Below are 15705 nucleotides of genomic sequence, written 5' to 3'. Positions count from 1 at the left end.
TGCCGCGCAGCATCGCTGAGCACAGGGCGCTGCAGTCGGGCGCGTTGTGCTCCGAGCTGCGACCGACGTGCCTTGTCTCCGAGGAGGTCGCTCTCAGCGGGCCTCACGACAGTCGACGGGGACCAGACGAGTGGTGGGCGACCGACGGCGTCGGACGGACCGACACGTTCGGCATGACGCCCACCTGGGGTGAGGCCGTGCCGCTGTCGGCCGGCCGGGGGACGGTGTATCGCCTGGACGGCAGGGTCGTTGCGGCTTCCAGCGGCGACGACCTCGTGCCGACCGCCCTGTCGGGCTCCCACGCGGTGACCCTCGACATCTTCGCGCTGATCGCGCTGCTCGGGTTCTCCAGCGTGTTCTTCCTCGCCGTGCGGCGGAGTCGCAGCGCAGGGGCACGGTGGTCGGACGAGATCGCCCCGCTGACCCAGGGATGGGGGTTCGCCAGTGCCGCCTCGTTCGTGGGATCCGTGGGCGCGCTGACCACGTTCACCCTCGGAGTGGGGGTGGTGCCGTGGGTGGTGATGGGAGTGGTCTGGGGCGCGGTGCTTCTGTACGCCGTCCATCTCCGTCAGATGCGAAGACGCCGGGGCGTCGGCGGGCATGCGGCCTGGTAGGTCAGGGGGCGATGCCGACGTACTTCACGGAGAGGTACTCCTCGATCCCCTCGGGTCCGCCCTCGCGGCCGAAGCCGGAGTGCTTGACCCCGCCGAAGGGGGCGGCAGGGTTGGAGACGATGCCCTGGTTGATGCCGACCATGCCGAACTCCAGGGCCTCGCTGACGCGGATCGTGCGCGAGAGGTCCTGGGTGAAGGCGTAGGCGACCAGGCCGAAGGGCGTGGAGTTGGCGAGCCGGAGCGCCTCGTCGTCGGAGGTGAAGGTGGTGATCGGGGCGACCGGCCCGAAGATCTCCTCCTGGTTGAGCTCGGCCTCCGCAGGCACGTCGGTGAGCACCGTCGGCTCGAAGAAGTAGCCCGCCTCGCCGGTGGTCGAACCGCCCGTCACGACCGTGGCGCCCTTGCTCACAGCGTCGTCGACGAGCTCGGCCACCTTGCCCTGTGCCTTCCGGTCGATCAGTGGGCCGACCGTGACGCCATCCTCGGTGCCACGGCCGACACGCTCGGCGGCCATCCGCTCGCCGAACCGGCGGCCGAACTCCTCCGCCACGTCGGCGTGGACGAGGAACCGGTTCGCGGCGGTGCACGCCTCGCCCATGTTGCGCATCTTGGCCAGCATCGCGCCGTCGACCGCCCGGTCGAGGTCGGCGTCGGGGAAGACCAGGAACGGCGCGTTGCCGCCGAGCTCCATCGAGACCCGCAGCAGCTGGTCCGCGGACTGCTTCACCAGCATCTGACCCACCGGGGTCGAGCCGGTGAAGGTGAGCTTGCGCAGGCGCGGGTCGCCGATGAGCGGCTCCATCACGTCGGACGTGTCGTGAGTGGACACCACGTTCACGACGCCGGGCGGCACACCCACCTCGCGCAGCAGGTCGGCCAGGGCCAGCATCGTCAGCGGCGTCTGCTGCGCCGGCTTGACCACCATCGTGCAGCCGGCGGCGATCGCAGGCCCGATCTTGCGGGTGCCCATCGCGAGCGGGAAGTTCCACGGAGTGATCATCAGCACCGGGCCCACCGGCTGCTTCATCGTGAGGAGCCGGGTGTTGCCGTCGGGGCTGGCCGACCAGCGACCGGCGATGCGCACGACCTCCTCGGAGAACCATCGGAAGAACTCCGCGCCGTAGGTCACCTCGCCCTTGGACTGCGCCAGCGGCTTGCCCATCTCCAGCGTCATCAGCATCGCGAACTCGTCGGCACGCTCGGTGAGCAGGTCGAAGGCCGATCGAAGCAGCTCGGCCCGCTCGCGAGGCGGAGTCGCCGCCCATTCACCCTGGACTGCGACCGCAGCGTCGAGCGCCGCACGGCCGTCGTCGGCGGCGGCGGAGGCGACGGTCGCGAGGGTCTTGCCGGTCGCGGGGTCCTCGACGTCGGTGGTGCCTCCGCCCGTGGCGTCCCGCCACTCGCCGGCGATGAACAGCCCCGTCGGGACCTTGCCGAGCACAGCCTTCTCGTTCATGGGGGGCGGTTCCTCTCGAGTCGTCCTCAGCCGAGGACCCGGGCGAAGGCGTCCTCGATGATGTCCAGCCCATCCTCGAGCAGGTGGTCGGGGCTGACCAGCGGCGGGAGGAAGCGCAGGACGTTCCCGAACGTACCCGCTGTCAGCGTGACGAGGCCCTGGGAGTGGCAGTGCTTGTTGATCACCGCGGTGGCCGTGGCGTGGGGCGTCAGGTCGCCTGGCCCCGCGGTCAGCTCGACGGCGAGCATCGCTCCGCGTCCGCGGACCTCTGCGATGACGGGGTACTTCTCCTGCAGAGCCTCGAGACGAGGGCGGAGGATCGCCTCGATCCGGCGGGCGCGGCCGACCAGGTCGTGGCTGCGCATGGTCTCGATCGCGCCGAGGGCGGCGGCGCACGCGACCGGGTTGCCGCCGTACGTCCCGCCCAGCCCGCCGGCGTGAACCGAGTCCATCACCTCGGCTCGTCCCGTCACCGCGGCCAGCGGCAGACCGCCGGCCATTCCCTTCGCCGTGGTGATCAGGTCGGGCACGACCCCCTCGTGGTCGCAGGCGAACCAGTCGCCGGTGCGGCAGAAGCCGGTCTGGATCTCGTCGGCGATGAGCAGGATGCCGTGCTCGGCGCAGAAGTCGGCGACCCCGCGCAGCCATCCCGCAGGGGGTACGACGAAGCCGCCCTCGCCCTGGATCGGCTCGACGATCACGGCAGCGGTGTTGGACTCGCCGACCTGGGTGCGGATGGTGCTGACGAAGGCGTCGAGCGCCTCGGCCGCGATCTGCTCCTCGGTCTTCTCCGCGGCGCCGGGCCACCGCAACGGGTAGGCCATCGGAGCCCGGTGGACCTCGCCGGCGAACGGACCGAACCCCTGCTTGTAGGGCATGTTCTTGGCAGTCAGCGCCATCGTGAGGTTGGTGCGACCGTGGTAGGCGTGGTCGAGGGCGACGACCGCCTGGCGCCCGGTGTGGGTGCGCGCGATCTTGACGGCGTTCTCGACCGCCTCGGCGCCTGAGTTGAAGAGCGCGCTGCGCTTCACGTGCTCTCCCGGCGTGAGCTCCGCCAGTGCCTCGCACACCGCGACGTAGCCCTCGTAGGGGGTGACCATGAAGCAGGTGTGGGTGAAGTCGGCGACCTGTGCCTGCACCCGCGCCACCACCTCGGGTGCCGCGTTGCCGACGCTGGTCACGGCGATGCCCGAGCCGAAGTCGATCAGGTGGTTGCCGTCCACGTCGACCAGCACGCCCCCACCAGCGCGGGCGACGTAGGCCGGGAGCCCGACGCCGACGCCGGCCGACACCGCGGCCGAGCGGCGCGAGTCGAGCTCGCGGGAGCGCGGACCGGGGACCTCGGTGACGAGGCGCCGCACCTGCTCGACGCCGTGCTGCTCGACGCCGTCCTGTTCGATCGGGGCCGGGGAGTCGTTCACGTGCCAAGCGTCGGCGCTCGGTGGCATGCTGTCCAATACCTGTTCGTGTGAAGAACCATGCCTGTCAGGCATGGGAAGGATGACCCGTGGACCTGCGCCTGCTGCGGTACTTCGTCGCCGTGGCCGAGACCGGCTCGGTGAGCGCCGCGGCGCGCGCCGTGCGGGTCGCCCAACCCTCGTTGTCCCGCCAGCTCAGTGGGTTGGAGCGCCAGCTGGGGTTGACGCTCTTCGACCGTGGTGAGGGCCGTCGGCTCTCGCTCTCCTCCGCCGGCCGTCACTTCCTGCCGGTCGCCAAGGAGCTGCTCGTCCGGGCCGAGCTCGCGGGCCGGGCGGCGGACGCGTTGCGTGAAGGTGCCCTGCGCGATCTCACCATCAGCTGTCCGGCCACCACGTTGACCGACGTGATCGCACCGTTCCTGAGCACGTGGGGGCCGGACGACCCGATGCCCACCGTGTGGGCGAAGCTGCCGGCCGACATCTACCCGTCGCTGGACGCAGGCGCCGACCTGGCGGTGGGCACCACGGCGCCACCCGGATCCCTCGCCTCCCTGCCGCTGGCCTCGCTCCCGGTCTGGGCCTACGTCCGCGCCGACCACCCGTGGGCGGAGCGAGGCTCGCCGGGGTCGGTCGACCTGGCCGAGATGACCGGTGAGCCACTGTTGCTGCTCAGCCCCGAGCAGCACTCCCGGCAGGCGCTCGACGCAGCGCTCCTCGGTGCCGGTGTCGGGCTGGACGCCGTCACCGAGCTGACCACGGCCGAGGTCGCCCAGGCCCTCGCGGCGGCCGGACGGGGGGTCGCGATCGTCTCCGACGACCCCCGCTTCGGGCTGGTCCCCCTGCGGATCACCCAGGGCGGTGAACGCGGCGCGACGCTGACGATCAGCCTGCACGCCGCCTGGCGGCGCGACCACCACGCCGCCGGAGTGCTCCAGGACCTGGCGCGCCGGCTGAACGCCTTCTGCGAGTCGCGCTACGAGCACGTGGAGTGAGCCTGCGTCGGGCCGGCCCCACGGACGCCGTCAGACGACCTCGCGCCGGTCGTCGTCGTGCCGCCGGGTCAACCCGGTCCGGTCGAGGTGGGCCAGCAGGGGCAGCACGACCCGGCGCGTGCTCCCCAGGCGCTGTCGCGCCTCGCTGGTGGTGAAGGGCTGGGCCAGCTCCGCCAGCTCCTCGACCGCTCGGGCCGGGGCGTCCGGCAGGAGCACGATCCCGTCGCCGAGGTCGATCAGCCGGCCGGCCCGCGCAGCCGCGCCGACTGACCTGCGGTCCAGGCCGAGCTCGCGCATCCGGTCTGCCGTGGGCGCTCCGAACGGAGCGTCCGAGAGATCGGAGGCGAGAGCCGACAGCGACCGCTCCAGGTCGGCGGGCAGGCCTCGGTCGGGGGTGGAGGCGGTCACTCGTCCACCGGTCACCCGCAGGGGCGGCGCGACCAGGTCGAGCGTCACCTGGAGGTCGGGCAGCGCCAGCACCCGGGTCAGGGCCGGGACCGGCATGCCGGGATCGAGCGGGTGCTCGGCGTCGTGACGGTCCACCACCTCGCGCATCCGCCGGCGAAGGGCGTCGCCGGCCGCCTCGTCGACCAGCCACCCGGCGCCGGGTCCTACGGCCACCCCGAGCATCCGCAACCGGTCGGCGTGCACGACGCCGCGCCGGCGTACCTCACCGGACAGCTCCGGCACGCCTGGGTGGGCGCCGAGCAGCTCCGCCCGCCTGCGTCCGGACCCGCGTCGCCGTAGCCGTGGTGGGGCCGGGTCCAGCACCCCCACTCCCCACATGCGGCGGCTGCCCGGGTCGCGGAGCACGGCCCGGTCGCCGATGCGCAGGGGCACGGGATGGTCGAGGGTGAGCCTGACGTGCCGGTCGTCGAAGGGACGGACGCGGACCGGGACGTCCAGCGTCCCCACGTGCAGGACGGACCGCTCGGGCGGCGGGGCTTCGAGCGCATCGTGCCCAGCGGGGCTCAGGCGCACGTCGACGGCCCCTGTGAAGAGCCAGGCGCCCGGGGTGACCAGGACGGCGTGCCGCGACACGTCGGCGCGGTCGTCGGCCACGATGTTGAGTGCCACGCGGGCCACCCCACTCACCGTCTCGCGATCGGTCCCGAGCGCCTGGAGCCCACGGACCCGGACCGGTCCGGCGTGGTCACCGGCCGAGAGCCGGTCACCGACCCGCACCATGCCGGATGCCAGCGTCCCGGTGACGACCGTGCCGGCGCCGCGCACGTGGAAGGAACGGTCCACCCACAGCCGCACGTCCGCAGCGCTGTCGGGAGCCGGCAGCGACGCGACCATCGAGGCGATCGCCCGGCGCAGGTCGTCGAGACCCGCCCCGGTGACAGCGCTGACCGGGACGACGGCGGCCCCGCGCATCGGCGTGCGGTCGATCTCGGTGCGGGCGCGCGCGGCGGTCGCACTCGGGTCTGTCAGGTCGGTGCGGGAGACCGCGACGACGGCGTGCTCGACCCCCAGGGCGGCGAGCGCAGCGAGGTGCTCGGCGGCCTGGGGCATCCACGGGTCATCGGCCGCCACCACGAGCAGGGCGGCGGGCACCGGTCCGACCCCGGAGAGCATGGTGCGCAGGAACCGCTCGTGGCCGGGTACGTCGACGAACGCGACCTCCTGCTCCGTCGCGCCGTCCGGGCCGGGCAGGGTCGTCCACGCATAGCCCAGCTCGATGGTCAGGCCCCGCCTGCGCTCCTCCTCGAGCCGGTCGGGCTCGGTGCCGGTGAGCGCCTTGACCAGCGTCGACTTCCCGTGGTCGACGTGGCCCGCGGTCGCGACGACGTGCACCGGTCAACCCTGGTCCGCGCGGCCGGCAGCGGCGACCACGGCGCTGACGACGGCGGTGACCAGCGTGGCGTCGTCCTCGGGCGCGACCGTCAGGAGGTCGAGCAGCAGCCGGCCGTCACGCACCCGTCCGACCACCGGTGGGTCGCCCTGCCTCAGCAGTGTGGCCAGCGAGGCGGGCAGCGAGACGGCGGCGCTCGCCAGCTCGACGCCGGGTGCCCCGCCGCCCCCGACGGCGGCGGTGGACGGGACGGCGATCGCCCAACCGGTGTCGTCGTCGAGCTCGTGCGCCAGTGACTCGGCCACCGCCCTGGCCCGCGCCAGGAGCGCCCCCGCATCGGCGCGCAGCGCCGCGGCGACCGGTGTCTCCGGCCCGGTCAGCGTGGCCTCGAGCGCGGCCAGCGTCAGCTTGTCGACGCGCAGCGCACGGGCGAACGGGTGGCGACGCAGCTGCTCGACGAGCCCTGCGTCACCGAGGAGCAGCCCCGCCTGTGGTCCGCCGAGCAGCTTGTCGCCGGACGCGGTGACCAGGTCGGCGCCGTCGCGCAGCACCGTGGTCGCGTCCGGCTCGTCGGGCAGTCGGGGGTGTGATCTCAGCAGCCCGGAGCCGATGTCCACCACGAGCGGTACGACGTTCTCGCCGGGCAGGCCGGCGAGCAGACCGGCGAGCTCCTTGACGGAGACCGTCGAGGTGAAGCCGCGCACCTCGAAGTTCGAGGGGTGGACCTTCAGCACGAACGCCGTCCGGGGACCGATCGCCGCCTCGTAGTCGGCGAGCCGCACGCGGTTGGTGGTGCCGACCTCGCGCAGCCGCGCGCCGACGGACTCCACGAGCTCGGGGATGCGGAAGCCGTCACCGATCTCCACCATCTCGCCGCGGGCCACCACGACCTCGCGTCCCGCCGCGAGCGCCAGGGAGGCCAGCGCCAGGGCGGCGGCGCCGTTGTTCACCACGTGCACCCCGCCGGCAGCCGGCACCGCGTCGGCCAGGGCCGCGAGGGTGCCGCGGCCGCGCCGGTCCCGCCGGCCGCTGGCGAGGGAGAGCTCGACGTCGGTGGCTCCGGCCGCCAGGACCATCGCCTCGACGGCGGCGGCCGACAGCGGTGCGCGGCCGAGGTTGGTGTGGACCACCACGCCGGTCGCGTTCACGACCGGTCGCAGGGTCGTCGCGGTGGCGGGCAGGGCGGCGAGGGCGGCCTCGGTGACGACGTCGGGGTCGGGGGCGAGGAACCCGGCACGGCAGCGTGCGAGCGTGGCGACGACGACCCTCTTCACCAGGCCCTGGCCGAGCCGCTCGGCCGCGGTCAGGAGCCGCGGGTCGGCGAGCACGAGGTCGGTGCGGGGCACCCGGCGGCGGGGGTCCTGGGGCTCCTCCACCGGCCGCCTCCCGTCGTACCCGTCCACGATGTCAGCGCGCGTGGCGGAGGCGGACGGGAATCGAACCCGCCTGACCGAGATGCTCGGCCACAACGGTGTTGAGGACCGCGCCCGTCACCAGACGAGGAACGCCTCCACGCGCAGGTTCACCCTAGCCACCTGGAGGCCTAGGTTGGGAGCATGAGCACCGAGGCGCCCGACCAGACGTCCCGGCCGACGGGTGCCGCGATCCGGCTCACCCAGTTCGCTGCCGGTGGTGGCTGTGCGTGCAAGGTGCCGCCCGGCGAGCTGGAGGCGATCGTGCGCGACCTCCCCGGCAGTCGTGCCGGTGGCGACCTGCTGGTGGGCCTCGACGACGGCGACGACGCGGCGGCGGTGCGGATCGACCCGGCCCCCGACGGCACCGGCCGGGCGGTCATCGCGACCGCCGACTTCTTCACCCCGGTGGTGGACGACCCCTACGAGTGGGGCCGGATCGCCGCCGCCAACGCGCTCTCCGACGTCTACGCCATGGGCGGCACGCCGGTGGTGGCGGTCAACCTGCTCGGCTGGCCCCGCGACCGGATCCCCTTCGAGCTGGCTGCCGAGGTCCTGCGCGGCGGCGGCGAGGTGTGCAGCGAGGCGGGCGCCTACCTCGCGGGCGGTCACAGCATCGACGACCCCGAGCCGAAGTACGGGCTGGCAGTCACCGGCCTCGGCGACCCCGACCGGCTGCTGCGCAACGACGCCGCCCGCCCCGGGATCCCGCTGACGCTGACCAAGCCGCTGGGGCTCGGCGTCCTCAACAACCGGCACAAGGCCACGGGGGAGTGGTTCGCCGAGGCGGTCGCGGTGATGACGACGCTCAACCGCGAGGCGAGCGTCTTCGCCGTCGGTGCCGGCCTGCGCGCCGCCACCGACGTGACCGGCTTCGGGCTGCTTGGCCACCTGTTCAAGATGTGCCGTGCCAGCGGCGTGACCGCGGTCGTCGACGCCGCTGCGGTGCCGTACGTCGACGGGGCGCGCCGCTCGCTGGCCGAGGGGTTCGTGCCAGGCGGGAGCAGGCGCAACCTCGACTGGGTGCGCCCCCATGTCGGGGCGGGATCGGGCATCGACGAGGACGAGCTCCTCCTGCTGGCCGACGCGCAGACCTCAGGTGGGCTGCTGGTGGCGGGCGAGGTCCCCGGGCACCCCGTGGTCGGAGAGCTGGTCCCAGCCCAGGAGCACGCGATCGTCGTGAGATGACCTGACCTCGCAGGTGTGTTGACCGTCACAGTGGGTACGCCTACGGTCGACGTGCCGGGAAGAGCCGGGGTGCTGCGCGAGCCAGGAGGTGGACGCCATGGCCTCTCAGGGGAGCGGTGGAGCTCGCCGGTCCCTGCTCCCGTGGCCCGTCCTGCGCCAGCTGACCGGCGGCGACTTCCTCGGACGCGGCGCCGCGGTGCGCTCGCGGCGTACCGACGAGGTGCAGCCTCGCACCAGCACCGCCGACCGCGTGGCGCGCAGTGTCTGCCCCTACTGCGCAGTGGGCTGTGCCCAGAACATCTACGTCAAGGACGAGCAGATCGTCCAGATCGAGGGTGACCCGGAGTCCCCGGTCAACCGCGGCCGGCTCTGCCCCAAGGGATCCGCCAGCAAGAACCTGGTGACCAGCGACCAGCGCGTCACCACGGTGAAGTACCGGCGGCCCTACGGCACCGAGTGGGAGGACCTCGACGCCGACACCGCCATGGAGATGCTCACCGACCGGGTCCTCAGGACCCGGCGCCAGTTCTGGCAGGACAAGGACGAGGAGGGCCGGTGGCTGCGGCGCACGATGGGCATCGCGAGCCTCGGCGGCGCCACGCTGGACAACGAGGAGAACTACCTCATCAAGAAGCTCTTCACCGCGATGGGCGCCATCCAGATCGAGAACCAGGCTCGTATTTGACACTCCGCCACCGTCCCCGGTCTGGGGACCAGCTTCGGTCGCGGCGGCGCCACCGGGTTCCAGCAGGACCTCGCCAACGCTGACTGCATCGTCATCCAGGGCTCGAACATGGCCGAGGCCCACCCGGTGGGCTTCCAGTGGGTCGTGGAGGCGAAGAAGCGCGGCGCCCGGGTGATCCACGTCGACCCACGGTTCACCCGCACGAGCGCGCTGGCCGACACGTTCGTGCCGATCCGCGTCGGCAGCGACATCGCCTTCCTCGGGGGGATCGTCAACTACGTGCTGACCCACGAGCTCGACTTCCGCGAGTACGTCGTCAACTACACCAACGCGGCGAACATCGTCAGCGAGAACTACGCCGACACCGACGACCTCGACGGGCTCTTCTCCGGCTTCGACGCCGAGACGCGCACCTACGACCCGACCAGCTGGCAGTACGCGTCCGAGGACACCGACGCCGAGCTGGGCGAGGCGCAGGCCGACGACTCCGAGGACACCGAGGAGCAGCGGGAGACCGCCGCGGGCATGCAGAACGAGTCGCACGGCATGCAGGTGACCGCGAACCCACCGCGTGACCCCAGCCTCCAGCACCCTCGCTGCGTCTACCAGATCCTCAAGCGCCACTTCTCGCGCTACACGCCCGAGATGGTCGAGCAGACCTGCGGCATCTCCGAGGCAGACTTCCTCGAGGTGTGCCGCGCCTGGACGGAGAACTCCGGCCGCGAGCGCACCACGGCCCTCGTCTACAGCGTCGGCTGGACCCAGCACAGCGTCGGTGTGCAGTACATCCGCACCGGCTCCATCCTGCAGCTGCTGCTGGGCAACATGGGACGGCCCGGCGGCGGCATCATGGCGCTGCGCGGACACGCCAGCATCCAGGGCTCGACCGACATCCCGACGCTGTTCAACCTGCTGCCCGGCTACCTCCCCATGCCGAACGCCGAGTCCCACCAGAGCCTGGACGAGTGGATCGACAGCGTCCGCAACCCCGGCAGCAAGGGCTTCTGGTCGCTCTCGCGGGCCTATGCGGTCAACCTGCTCAAGGCCTACTGGGGCGACAAGGCGACGCCCGAGAACGACTTCTGCTTCGACCACCTGCCGAAGATCACGGGTGACCACGGGACCTACCGCACCACCCTCGACATGATCGACGGGAAGGTGAAGGGCTACTTCCTCCTCGGCCAGAACCCTGCCGTCGGCTCCGCACACGGACGTGCGCAGCGCCTGGGCATGGCCAACCTCGACTGGCTGGTCGTGCGCGACCTGTTCGAGATCGAGTCGGCGACCTTCTGGAAGGACTCCCCCGAGGTGGAGACCGGGGAGATCGTCCCCGAGGAGTGCGCGACCGAGGTCTTCCTGTTCCCCGCCGCGTCGTACGCCGAGAAGGAGGGCACCTTCACCCAGACCCAGCGGATGCTCCAGTGGCGCGAGAGGGCGGTCGAGCCGCCGGGTGACGCCAGGTCCGACCTGTGGTTCTTCTACCACCTGGGCCGGATGATGCGGGAACGGCTGGCGGACTCCACCGACGAGCGGGACCGTCCACTGCTCGACCTCGCCTGGGACTACCCGGTGCACGGCCAGCACGACGAGCCTTCCGCCGAGGCGGTGCTGCAGGAGATCAACGGCTACGAGGTCGCCACCGGCCGTCCGCTCTCGTCGTTCACCGAGATGAAGGACGACGGGTCGACGCTCGGCGGTTGCTGGATCTACACCGGCGTCTACGCCGACGGCGTCAACCAGGCGGCGCGCCGCAAGTCGCGCCACGACCAGTCCTACGTCGCCCCCGAGTGGGGCTGGGTCTGGCCCATGAACCGGCGGATCCTCTACAACCGCGCGTCGGCCGACCCCGAGGGGAGGCCCTGGAGCGAGCGCAAGGCCTACGTCTGGTGGGACGACGAGAAGCGCGAGTGGACCGGTGCCGACGTCCCCGACTTCGAGAAGACCAAGCCGCCGTCGTACCGCGCGCCCGAGGGGTCCGACGGCGTCGCGGCCATCGAGGGGATCGACCCCTTCATCATGCAGGGCGACGGGAAGGGCGCGCTGTTCGCGCCGCAGGGGCTCATCGACGGACCGCTGCCCACCCACTACGAGCCGGTCGAGTCGCCGTTCCGCAACCCGCTCTACGGACAGCAGTCCAACCCCACCCGCAAGGAGTACAACCGCTCCGCCAACCGGATGAATCCCTCGCCGCCGGAGGGCGACGACGGCGTCTTCCCCTTCATCTTCACCACGAGCCGGCTCACCGAGCACCACACCGCCGGGGGGATGAGCCGCTTCCTCGAGCACCTCGCCGAGCTGCAGCCGGAGATGTTCGTCGAGGTCTCCCCGGAGCTTGCCGAGGAGCGCGGCCTGGAGCACATGGGCTGGTGCCACGTCATCACCGCCCGCTCGGCGATCGAGGGCCGCGTCCTGGTCACCGACCGCCTGCGCCCCCTCCGCGTGGAGGGCCGGAGGGTCCACCAGGTGTGGATGCCGTACCACTGGGGACAGGGCGGACTCGTGAGCGGCGACTCGACCAACGACCTGTTCGGGATCACCCTCGACCCCAACGTGCTGATCCAGGAGTCGAAGGTCGGCACCTGCGACGTCCAGCCCGGCCGCCGGCCGCGAGGACCTGAGCTCCGCGACTACGTCAGGGGCTACCGCGAGCGCTCGGGCGTGGTCGAGGACGTCTACCCGTCAGCCGTCACGGCGTCGGCAGCGGCCCAGGCCGCCTCGGCGGCCCTGCAGGACGACTCCGAGGAGGATGAGGACGGATGATCGGGCGCAACAGCCTCTTCGGGCCGGTGGACCCGGCCGCGGACGCGGGATATGCCGACCCCCCGGCACGGAAGGGCTTCTTCACCGACACCTCCGTGTGCATCGGGTGCAAGGCCTGCGAGGTGGCGTGCAAGGAGTGGAACGACGTCCCGGAGAACCTCTTCGAGATGCTCGGCACCTCCTACGACAACAGCCACTCGCTCAACGCCAACCAGTGGCGCCACGTGGCGTTCATCGAGCGCCCCGGGCCGGCAGGCGGCACCGCCGGCCAACCGGGCCAGCAGGCCGACCTGCCGCGGCCGGCCGTCGACCTGGGCATGCCGGAGATGGGTGCCCCGGTCGTCCCCGACGAGGCGAAGCCGGACTTCCGCTGGCTGATGGAGTCCGACGTGTGCAAGCACTGCACCCACGCAGCGTGCCTGGACGTCTGCCCGACAGGCTCGCTGTTCCGCACCGAGTTCGGCACGGTCGTGGTGCAGGACGACATCTGCAACGGCTGCGGCTACTGCGTCGCGGCCTGCCCGTTCGGGGTGATCGACCGGCGTCGCGGACCCGACGGTGCCGAGAACATCGGCATCGCGCAGAAGTGCACGCTCTGCTACGACCGGCTCACCGACGGCCAGCGTCCGGCCTGCGCCAACGCGTGCCCCACCGAGTCCATCCAGTACGGCGACGTCGACGAGCTGCGTCGCCGCGCCGACGAGCGGGTGGCGGCGCTCCACGAGCAGGGCATCATGGACGCCCGCCTCTACGGAAACGACCCCAACGACGGCGTGGGCGGGACCGGCGCCTTCTTCCTCCTGCTCGACGAGCCGGAGGTCTACGGGCTGCCGCCCGACCCCGTGGTGACCACGAAGGACCTGCCGCGCATGTTCAACCGCGCGGGCGTCGCCGCCCTGGCGATGCTGGCCGGCGCGGCGGTCTCGTTCCTCGGGAGGCGTGCATGAGCAAGCCCCCTGACAACCGGGTGGTCGACACCAGCACGCGGCAGCAGCCGGCCGAGTGGTCCGAGCCCACCCACGGCGGCAGTCCGTCGCGACGGGCCGGGCGTGGTGCTCGCGGCGGCCGGGACGCCCGCGGCCAGCGGCGCCGTGAGGGCGTCGGCGACGTGATGGTCCCGGACGCTGAGTTCACCTCCTACTACGGCCGCCAGGTCGTGAAGCCCGCGCCGTGGGAGCACGACATCGCCGCCTACCTCTTCACCGGCGGGGTGGCGGCCGGGTCGGCGATGCTCGCGGCCGGGGCGGACCTGACCGGTCGTCCCGCCCTTCGGCGGGTGGCGAGGTTCGGCTCGATCGGCGGCCTCGGGCTCAGCGTCGGCTTCCTCGTCCACGACCTCGGGAGGCCCAGTCGCTTCCTCAACATGATGCGCGTCGTCAAGCTCACCTCGCCGATGTCGGTCGGCACGTGGATCCTCACGTTGCACGGGCCCTTCGCGGGGCTCGCCTTCGCCGCGGAGGTCGCCGACATGCTGCCCGAGCCCGTGCGGAGGGGGCGGTGGGCCCCGTTGGTCGGGCTGCTCTCGAGGCTGGGCACCCCCGCGGGGCTGGTCTCCGGGCTGACGGCGCCGCCGGTCGCGGCCTACACGGCCGTGCTGCTCTCCGACACGGCCACGCCGTCGTGGCACTCCGCCCACGAGGAGCTGCCCTTCGTGTTCTGCGGCTCGGCTGCCGCGGCGTCCGCGGGCCTGGCGATGGTCGGCACCCCGACGTCCCAAGCCGGGCCGGCGCGCACCTACGCCGTCGGCGGCGCCGTCGTCGAGCTGCTCGCGGAGCGGAAGATGGAGCAGTCCATGGGGCTGATGGCCGAGCCGTTGCACCAGGGCATCGCCGGACGGCTCATGCGCGCCAGCAAGGTGCTGACCGCGGCGGGAGCGGTCGGGGCGCTCGTCGGCGGACGCAGCCGGGCGGTGTCGGTGGTGTCCGGTGCTGCGCTCATGGCGGGATCCCTGTGCACCCGGTTCGGCGTCTTCGAGGCCGGCATCGCGTCAGCGAAGGACCCGAAGTACACCGTCGTGCCGCAGCGGGAGCGGCTCGACCGAGGTGAGCCGGTGCGCTACGCGCCCCCCGACCGGAGAGGCCAGTGATGACCAGCAACCAGGACACCACCCACGGTCGGACCGACGACGCGGTGCCCTCAGGCGGCTTCCGCTGGCTGCTGGTCGCCGGCGGCCTGCTGCTGCAGTTCTCGATCGGCGCGGTCTACGCCTGGAGCGTCTTCGGCGGCGCTCTGGAGAACGCCCCGTCGTGGGAGCTGAGCAAGGTACGCGCGTCCATGCCGTTCACCGTCACCATCGGCATGATCTTCGTCGGCAGCTACGTCGGCGGCCGACTGCAGGACGCCAAGGGCCCGAGACTGGTGGCGCTCCTCGGCGGCGTCATCTACGCCGCCGGGATCCTGCTCGCCTCGATGACGAACGGCGCCGACGACTACTGGCTGCTGATCCTGGGCTACGGCGTCATCAGCGGCTTCGGCCTCGGCTTCGCCTACATCGTGCCGATCGCGATGCTGCAGAAGTGGTTCCCCGACAAGAAGGGCCTGATCACCGGCCTCGCGGTGGGCGGGTTCGGCTTCGGTGCGGTGCTCACCTCGCCGGTGGCGCAGTGGCTCATCGACCGCGACCCCGACGACCCCACCGGCGCCTTCCTGCCGCTGGGCATCGCCTACCTCGTGATGTCCCTGGTGGGAGCCTCGATCTTCCGCAACCCGCCGGCGGACTACGCGGTGCCCGGGCACGAGTCCGCCTCGGGGGGCGGCGCCGTCGACCAGCGCAAGGACTACACCCAGGGTGAGGCGTTGCGCACCCCCCAGTGGTACCTCCTGACCGCGATCCTCACGCTCAGCGTCTCGGCCGGTATCTCGCTGATCTCGCAGGCCAAGCTGAGCGCGACCGACATCGCCGGGTACTCCGTGGGCGGGGCCGCGACGCTGGTGGGCGTGCTGGCGATCTTCAACGGCGGCGGCCGCATCGTGTGGGCCGCGATCTCGGACAGGATCGGCCGGATGAAGACGTTCGCCGCCATCCTGGGGCTCCAGGGGATCTGCCTGATCCTGTTGCCCCAGGCGAGCAACGAGGTGCTGTTCGCCGTGCTGGCCGCGGTGATCTACCTCTGCTACGGCGGCACCTTCGGCACCATGCCCGCGACGGCAGGCGACTTCTTCGGCGTGAAGTTCGCGGGCGCGATCTACGGCCTGATGCTGATCGGCTGGAGCCTGGGCGGCATCATCGGCCCGATCATCGCCTCGGCCCTGATCGGCGAGGAGAAGGCGTACACGCTGGCCTACACCACGATCGGCGTCATCGCCCTGGCCGCGGTGGCGCTCACGTTCGTCGCCAAGCCCCCGGCGGATCGTCGGACCACGTAGTCCCCCGCGAGGCGGC

Annotated in this window: 11 protein-coding genes, 1 tRNA gene and 1 pseudogene; 8 read left to right on the top strand and 5 right to left on the bottom strand. The window is 72.2% G+C overall.

Translation table 11 applies throughout. The features are described 5' to 3' along the window. The first annotated feature begins 173 nt into the window (after window positions 1–173). Entirely contained in the window at window positions 174–614 is a 441-nt protein-coding gene (locus EXE58_RS05855; protein ID WP_135266991.1) for a hypothetical protein, read from the top strand. Window position 615: 1 nt separating this feature from the next. On the opposite strand, the gene EXE58_RS05850 is transcribed toward EXE58_RS05855, so the two are convergent. Both EXE58_RS05850 and gabT read right to left on the bottom strand, forming a co-directional pair. After that, entirely contained in the window at window positions 616–2070 is a 1455-nt protein-coding gene (locus EXE58_RS05850) for an NAD-dependent succinate-semialdehyde dehydrogenase (protein ID WP_135266990.1), read from the bottom strand. Between the two features lie 26 nt (window positions 2071–2096). Then, the gene (gene gabT / locus EXE58_RS05845) at window positions 2097–3491 is read right to left on the bottom strand and encodes a 4-aminobutyrate--2-oxoglutarate transaminase (RefSeq protein ID WP_244242448.1); all 1395 of its coding nucleotides are present in this window, start codon (window positions 3489–3491) and stop codon (window positions 2097–2099) included. 86 nt (window positions 3492–3577) lie between these two features. On the opposite strand from gabT, the gene EXE58_RS05840 reads away from it, so the two are divergent. After that, on the top strand, window positions 3578–4480 hold the full coding sequence (locus EXE58_RS05840) for a LysR family transcriptional regulator (RefSeq protein ID WP_135266988.1): 903 nt from the start codon (window positions 3578–3580) through the stop codon (window positions 4478–4480). 30 nt (window positions 4481–4510) lie between these two features. Here the strand turns inward: EXE58_RS05840 and selB are convergent, their stop codons facing one another. From selB to EXE58_RS05825, 3 genes are all read right to left on the bottom strand, one after another. Further along, window positions 4511–6280, bottom strand: a complete 1770-nt coding sequence (selB, locus tag EXE58_RS05835; RefSeq protein WP_135266987.1) for a selenocysteine-specific translation elongation factor — start codon at window positions 6278–6280, stop codon at window positions 4511–4513. Between the two features lie 3 nt (window positions 6281–6283). After that, window positions 6284–7654, bottom strand: coding sequence for an L-seryl-tRNA(Sec) selenium transferase (gene selA, locus EXE58_RS05830; RefSeq protein ID WP_135266986.1), 1371 nt, complete (start codon window positions 7652–7654; stop codon window positions 6284–6286). A gap of 41 nt (window positions 7655–7695) precedes the next feature. Beyond that, window positions 7696–7790 (bottom strand) — tRNA-Sec (locus tag EXE58_RS05825). A gap of 44 nt (window positions 7791–7834) precedes the next feature. Between EXE58_RS05825 and selD the strand changes: the two genes are divergently transcribed. The 6 genes and pseudogenes from selD (at window position 7835) to EXE58_RS05795 (ending at window position 15689) form a co-directional block, all read left to right on the top strand. Next, window positions 7835–8878, top strand: coding sequence for a selenide, water dikinase SelD (gene selD, locus EXE58_RS05820; protein ID WP_135266985.1), 1044 nt, complete (start codon window positions 7835–7837; stop codon window positions 8876–8878). Window positions 8879–8975: 97 nt separating this feature from the next. After that, complete coding sequence (locus tag EXE58_RS20540; RefSeq protein WP_135266984.1) at window positions 8976–9563, top strand: dehydrogenase; 588 nt, start codon at window positions 8976–8978, stop codon at window positions 9561–9563. Between the two features lie 12 nt (window positions 9564–9575). Beyond that, a pseudogene (gene fdh, locus EXE58_RS05810) lies at window positions 9576–12323 on the top strand (formate dehydrogenase); the annotation flags it as partial. Then, window positions 12320–13270, top strand: a complete 951-nt coding sequence (locus EXE58_RS05805) for a 4Fe-4S dicluster domain-containing protein (protein ID WP_135266982.1) — start codon at window positions 12320–12322, stop codon at window positions 13268–13270. The pseudogene fdh and the gene EXE58_RS05805, both read left to right, overlap by 4 nt. Further along, window positions 13267–14409 carry an NrfD/PsrC family molybdoenzyme membrane anchor subunit gene (gene nrfD / locus EXE58_RS05800; RefSeq protein ID WP_135266981.1) on the top strand — a complete coding sequence of 381 codons (1143 nt, stop codon included), beginning with the start codon at window positions 13267–13269 and terminating at the stop codon, window positions 14407–14409. Before EXE58_RS05805 ends, nrfD begins: the two co-directional genes overlap by 4 nt. Then, entirely contained in the window at window positions 14409–15689 is a 1281-nt protein-coding gene (locus EXE58_RS05795) for an L-lactate MFS transporter (RefSeq protein ID WP_135266980.1), read from the top strand. The genes nrfD and EXE58_RS05795 overlap by 1 nt, the downstream gene beginning before the upstream one ends. The last annotated feature ends 16 nt before the right edge of the window (window positions 15690–15705 follow it).

Origin of the sequence: Nocardioides seonyuensis (genome assembly GCF_004683965.1) — a bacterium.
Lineage (GTDB): Bacteria > Actinomycetota > Actinomycetes > Propionibacteriales > Nocardioidaceae > Nocardioides > Nocardioides seonyuensis.
This window is presented reverse-complemented; position numbering and strand designations above follow the sequence as displayed.

What these genes read in the sequence shown, in the direction of transcription:
- EXE58_RS05805 (WP_135266982.1), top strand. Translation starts at nt 12,320, where the DNA reads ATGATCGGGCGCAACAGCCTCTTCGGGCCGGTGGACCCGGCCGCGGAC.
- selD (WP_135266985.1), top strand. Translation starts at nt 7,835, where the DNA reads ATGAGCACCGAGGCGCCCGACCAGACGTCCCGGCCGACGGGTGCCGCG.
- EXE58_RS05855 (WP_135266991.1), top strand. Translation starts at nt 174, where the DNA reads ATGACGCCCACCTGGGGTGAGGCCGTGCCGCTGTCGGCCGGCCGGGGG.
- EXE58_RS05795 (WP_135266980.1), top strand. Translation starts at nt 14,409, where the DNA reads ATGACCAGCAACCAGGACACCACCCACGGTCGGACCGACGACGCGGTG.
- nrfD (WP_135266981.1), top strand. Translation starts at nt 13,267, where the DNA reads ATGAGCAAGCCCCCTGACAACCGGGTGGTCGACACCAGCACGCGGCAG.
- EXE58_RS05850 (WP_135266990.1), bottom strand. Translation starts at nt 2,070, where the DNA reads ATGAACGAGAAGGCTGTGCTCGGCAAGGTCCCGACGGGGCTGTTCATC.
- EXE58_RS20540 (WP_135266984.1), top strand. Translation starts at nt 8,976, where the DNA reads ATGGCCTCTCAGGGGAGCGGTGGAGCTCGCCGGTCCCTGCTCCCGTGG.